Origin of the sequence: Haloparvum sedimenti, assembly GCF_001462205.1 — an archaeon.
GTDB classification, from domain to species: Archaea; Halobacteriota; Halobacteria; order Halobacteriales; family Haloferacaceae; genus Haloparvum; species Haloparvum sedimenti.
On record NZ_LKIR01000040.1, the window covers coordinates 35,377 to 38,913 of the forward strand.

Genomic DNA, 3,537 nt, shown 5'->3' on the forward strand with positions numbered 1-3,537 from the left:
CTGCGGGTCGACGCCGGTGTCGCGGCGCACCAGCTCCAGCTCCGCGCCGAGCGGCCCGCCGGCCTCGTTGATGTGCCGGACCGCGGCGTCGGCCGCCTGCGAGACGCCCGGCTGGAGGAAGTCGAACGAGCCGGTCAGCGCGCCCGGCTGGCCGAAGACGACGGTCTCCGGGCCGGCCTCTCCAGTCGTGGTGCCGGACTCGGTGCCGCTTCCGCCGCCGCTTCCGCCGCTTCCGCCGCTCTCGCTGCCACCCTCGCCGAAGCTCACACACCCGGAGAGCCCGGCGATCCCGCCGGCCCCCGCCGCGGTCAGAAACGCTCTGCGGCTCGTCCCCGTATTGGAATTAGATTCCATCGAAACTGATCCTCGTACAGCGAGGCATAAACCCCGAGGCGACCATGGTCGGAGCTGGCGGAGATACCGGAGAAACGTTCAGGTTTCTCGGGGAAGTGTCAGTCTATCCACCGTTTTTGGGCACGAAGTCGCAATAATGTGTATTTTCCGACTATTTTTATGGACGTTCAGATCGACACCTCGTGACGCTCGTGGGGCGGGGAGTCGACGGCTCACAGCGAGACCTCGGTCCCCTCGCCGGCCTCGACGGCCCGGCGGCAGACGGCGGCACCGGCGGCCGCGTCGAGCGTCGCCGAGCCGACGCTCGCGACCACGACGGGACCCTCCGAGTCGGGCGTGTCGCACCGGCCGCCGACCAAGTCGCCGAACGGCAGGAGGTCCGCGACGCCGAGGGCGGTCTCACGGAAGTCCCCCGTCTCCGCGACCTCCTCCGGCACGTCCGCGAACACCGCCGCTGCCTCCTCGACCAGTTCCGGGTCCAGTTCCTGCATCTCCGCGGTGAACGCGCCGACCGCGACGACCAGCGCGCCCGGTTCGAGCGCGTCCGCCGGGAAGACGGGCGCGGTCGCGGTCGTCGCCGTCACGACCGCGTCGGCGCCGGTGACGGCCGCCCGCGGCGACTCGACCGCGCGTGCCGGGATGCCCTCCTCGGAGAGGTCCTCGGCGCACGCGCGCCGGGAGTCGCTGGGCGAGTAGACCCGCACGTCGTCGAGGTCGGCCACGGTGGCGACCGCCCGCGCCTGCCAGCGCGCCTGCGCCCCCGCGCCGATCACTCCGAGCGCGGCGGCCTCGGGGGCGAGTTCGCGGACCGCGAGCCCGCCGATACAGCCAGTACGGGCGTTCGTGACCGTCGTTCCGGCCATGTACGCCTCCGGAAGGCCGGTCCGGGCGTCGGTGAGCGCGATCTGGGCGTTGATCGTCGGGAGTCCGCGGTCCGGGTTCCCCTCGTGGACGCCGACGAGCTTCGTCGCGTACTGGTCCGCGCCGTGGATGTACGCGGGCATCGCGATCGCAGTCCCCGTCGGCTCCTCGCCGTCCAGCCCCCGCCCGACCGGGAAGTGCGGCCGGTCGGGACGCTCCACCTCGCCCGCGGCCTGTTTGTCGAGCGCGTCGCCCACCACGTCGACGAGTTCAGGAAGGTCGACGTGGGGCTGAACCTCCTCCTCGGAGAGCACGAGTACCATGTGTTCGGTCGTCGCTCCCCCATGCCTTAGGTGTTGATCCACGAGGCGATGGGTGGTGCGCGGGTTCCCGAGCGCGACGACCGCGGACGGAACGACCGAACCATATCGCACAAATGTCTGAACAGTGAAAAGACATATTGAGCGCCGGGGCATAGTATCTGTATGAGCGAGTTCGAGGCGGCCCCGAACGCCGGGGCCGATCGATCCCGATGGCAGGGGGAAACGGACACGTTCGGTCGTGTCTACGACGTGATCCTGGGAGTCACGTCGCCGACGGCGTACACGGACATCGCCGAGATCGCGGACTGTTCCCCCAACGCGGCGAAGAAACACCTCGACCGACTGGCGGAGATGGGCGTCGTTCGCGCGGACCGCGATCGCCGCCCCGCGGCGTACGAGCGGAACGAGGGGTTCCTCGAGTGGCAGGACGCGAACCGCATCGCCGACGACCTCTCGGTCGAGGAGATCCTCGACCGCGTCGCCGACCTCGAGGAGCGGCGGTCCGAGTACGAGGAGCGGTTCGGAACCGCGGATCCGAACGACGTCTCCGTGTTCGGGGCGGAAGACCACGGGACGGTCCACGACCGAATGACCGCGGTGAGCGAGTGGAAGGGCGTGATCCGGGACCTCCGGCTGTACGAACTCGCCCGTCAGCTCGCAGGGAACGACGGACATCTGATCCCCGCCTGAGAATGGGTCCGCCCCCGAGCGAGCCGGGAGGCGACTCGATCGGACCACCCGACCGACAGACGTTGCGGCTCCTCGAGCGCCAGCTCGCCGCGGACGAACTGGTCGTCGCGGTCGCGTTCGATCCCGACCCCTACGAGCCGCGACTGCTCCGGGCGACGCTCGACCGCGACAGCTACCCCGATTCGGTGACCGCGGTCCGGCTCGACGTCAGGTGGTTCACGACCGGCGACTTCTCGATCCACTACGTCGAGTCCCGCGGAGACGACCGTTGGGAGTGCCGCTGGGACAGGCATCCGAACGCCCACAACGCCCGGGTGAACTCACCCCGGGGGTCAAGCCCCGGGGCTTCCTGCTTCTACGACGCGCTTTGCACCCACTTCCTCCCGGTGAGGCGTGAGCGTAGGGAGCGCAGTCTGCACAGGCGTTGATTCGGAGCGTCCCGCCCCTAACTGCTTAAGTCCTCGGAAGAGAATATTTTTCGCCGCGTTCAGGTCGCGGCCGTCTTGGTGGCCGCACGCTGGACACGAATGTTCGCGTACCCAGATTGGCTTGGCCGTTTCGACACCACAAACCGCGCATTCTTTGGTCGTTCCTTCCGGTTTCACCTTTTCGACGTGCGTGCCGTGTAGGTCAGCCTTGTACTCCAGCAGTTCAAGAAAGCGCGACCACGCGGCGTCCTGCTTGTTTTTCGCGTTCTGACTGGTTTCCAGCATCGGCTTCACGTCCAAGTCTTCGACCGCCACAACGTCGTACTCTGTGACAAGCCACGTCGTGAGCTTGTGCTGATAGTCGCGTACTTTCCGCTTGATTGCTCGTTTTGCTTGGGCGACCTTTCGGCGTTGTTTCTCCCAGTTGTTCGATCCGTGTTCTTTCCGGTCGAGTTTTCTCTGTTCGCGTGCGTAGCGGTCGTACTCCTCGGACAGGTCGAGTGTATCAACGGACAGGTTCTCCGAAGTGTGGATGTAGCTGGTGATTCCGAGGTCAACACCCACGCAGTCCTCGGGTTCAATTTCACCGAGTGGTGGTTTTTCTGGTGTGTTTTCCACAGAAGTCACGAGTGAGACGAACCACTCGCCCGTTCGCTCTTTTTTCAGGCTAACCTCGTCAATCTCGTCTGCTGGTGGCACGTCGCGGTCTGCTCGGACTTTGAACCAGCCAATCTTTTCGAGTCGGAGTCGCACGAATCGGTCGTCGCCCGTGTTGTGATCCACGTTGAAGGGCTGTGTTGAATCGCCATACAGCAGCGAGTTAGGCCGCTAAATCAAAGGAGTTGAAGCGAGAGAATGCGGTTGTCTATGACGCAAATCTC

The 3,537-nt window shown here is 66.1% G+C and carries 3 protein-coding genes and 2 pseudogenes; 2 read left to right on the forward strand and 3 right to left on the reverse strand.

The features are described 5' to 3' along the window. Both AN233_RS17850 and AN233_RS02135 read right to left on the reverse strand, forming a co-directional pair. The coding region (locus AN233_RS17850; RefSeq protein ID WP_245625965.1) for an ABC transporter substrate-binding protein at nt 1-354 on the reverse strand (354 nt) is incomplete at its 3' end. A gap of 212 nt (nt 355-566) precedes the next feature. Further along, nucleotides 567-1,538 carry an ornithine cyclodeaminase family protein gene (locus tag AN233_RS02135; protein WP_058365216.1) on the reverse strand — a complete coding sequence of 324 codons (972 nt, stop codon included), beginning with the start codon at nt 1,536-1,538 and terminating at the stop codon, nt 567-569. 162 nt (nt 1,539-1,700) lie between these two features. Here AN233_RS02135 and AN233_RS02140 point away from each other — a divergent pair, with 162 nt between their 5' ends. Beyond that, nucleotides 1,701-2,228: a winged helix-turn-helix domain-containing protein gene (locus AN233_RS02140; RefSeq protein WP_058365217.1), complete on the forward strand. Its 528-nt coding sequence runs from the start codon at nt 1,701-1,703 to the stop codon at nt 2,226-2,228. Nucleotides 2,229-2,230: 2 nt separating this feature from the next. Next, nucleotides 2,231-2,548 (forward strand): annotated as a pseudogene (locus AN233_RS17855) (hypothetical protein); the annotation flags it as partial. Nucleotides 2,549-2,560: 12 nt separating this feature from the next. Here the strand turns inward: AN233_RS17855 and AN233_RS16080 are convergent. After that, nucleotides 2,561-3,445, reverse strand: a pseudogene (locus AN233_RS16080) (RNA-guided endonuclease InsQ/TnpB family protein); the annotation flags it as partial. Nucleotides 3,446-3,537 lie beyond the last annotated feature (92 nt).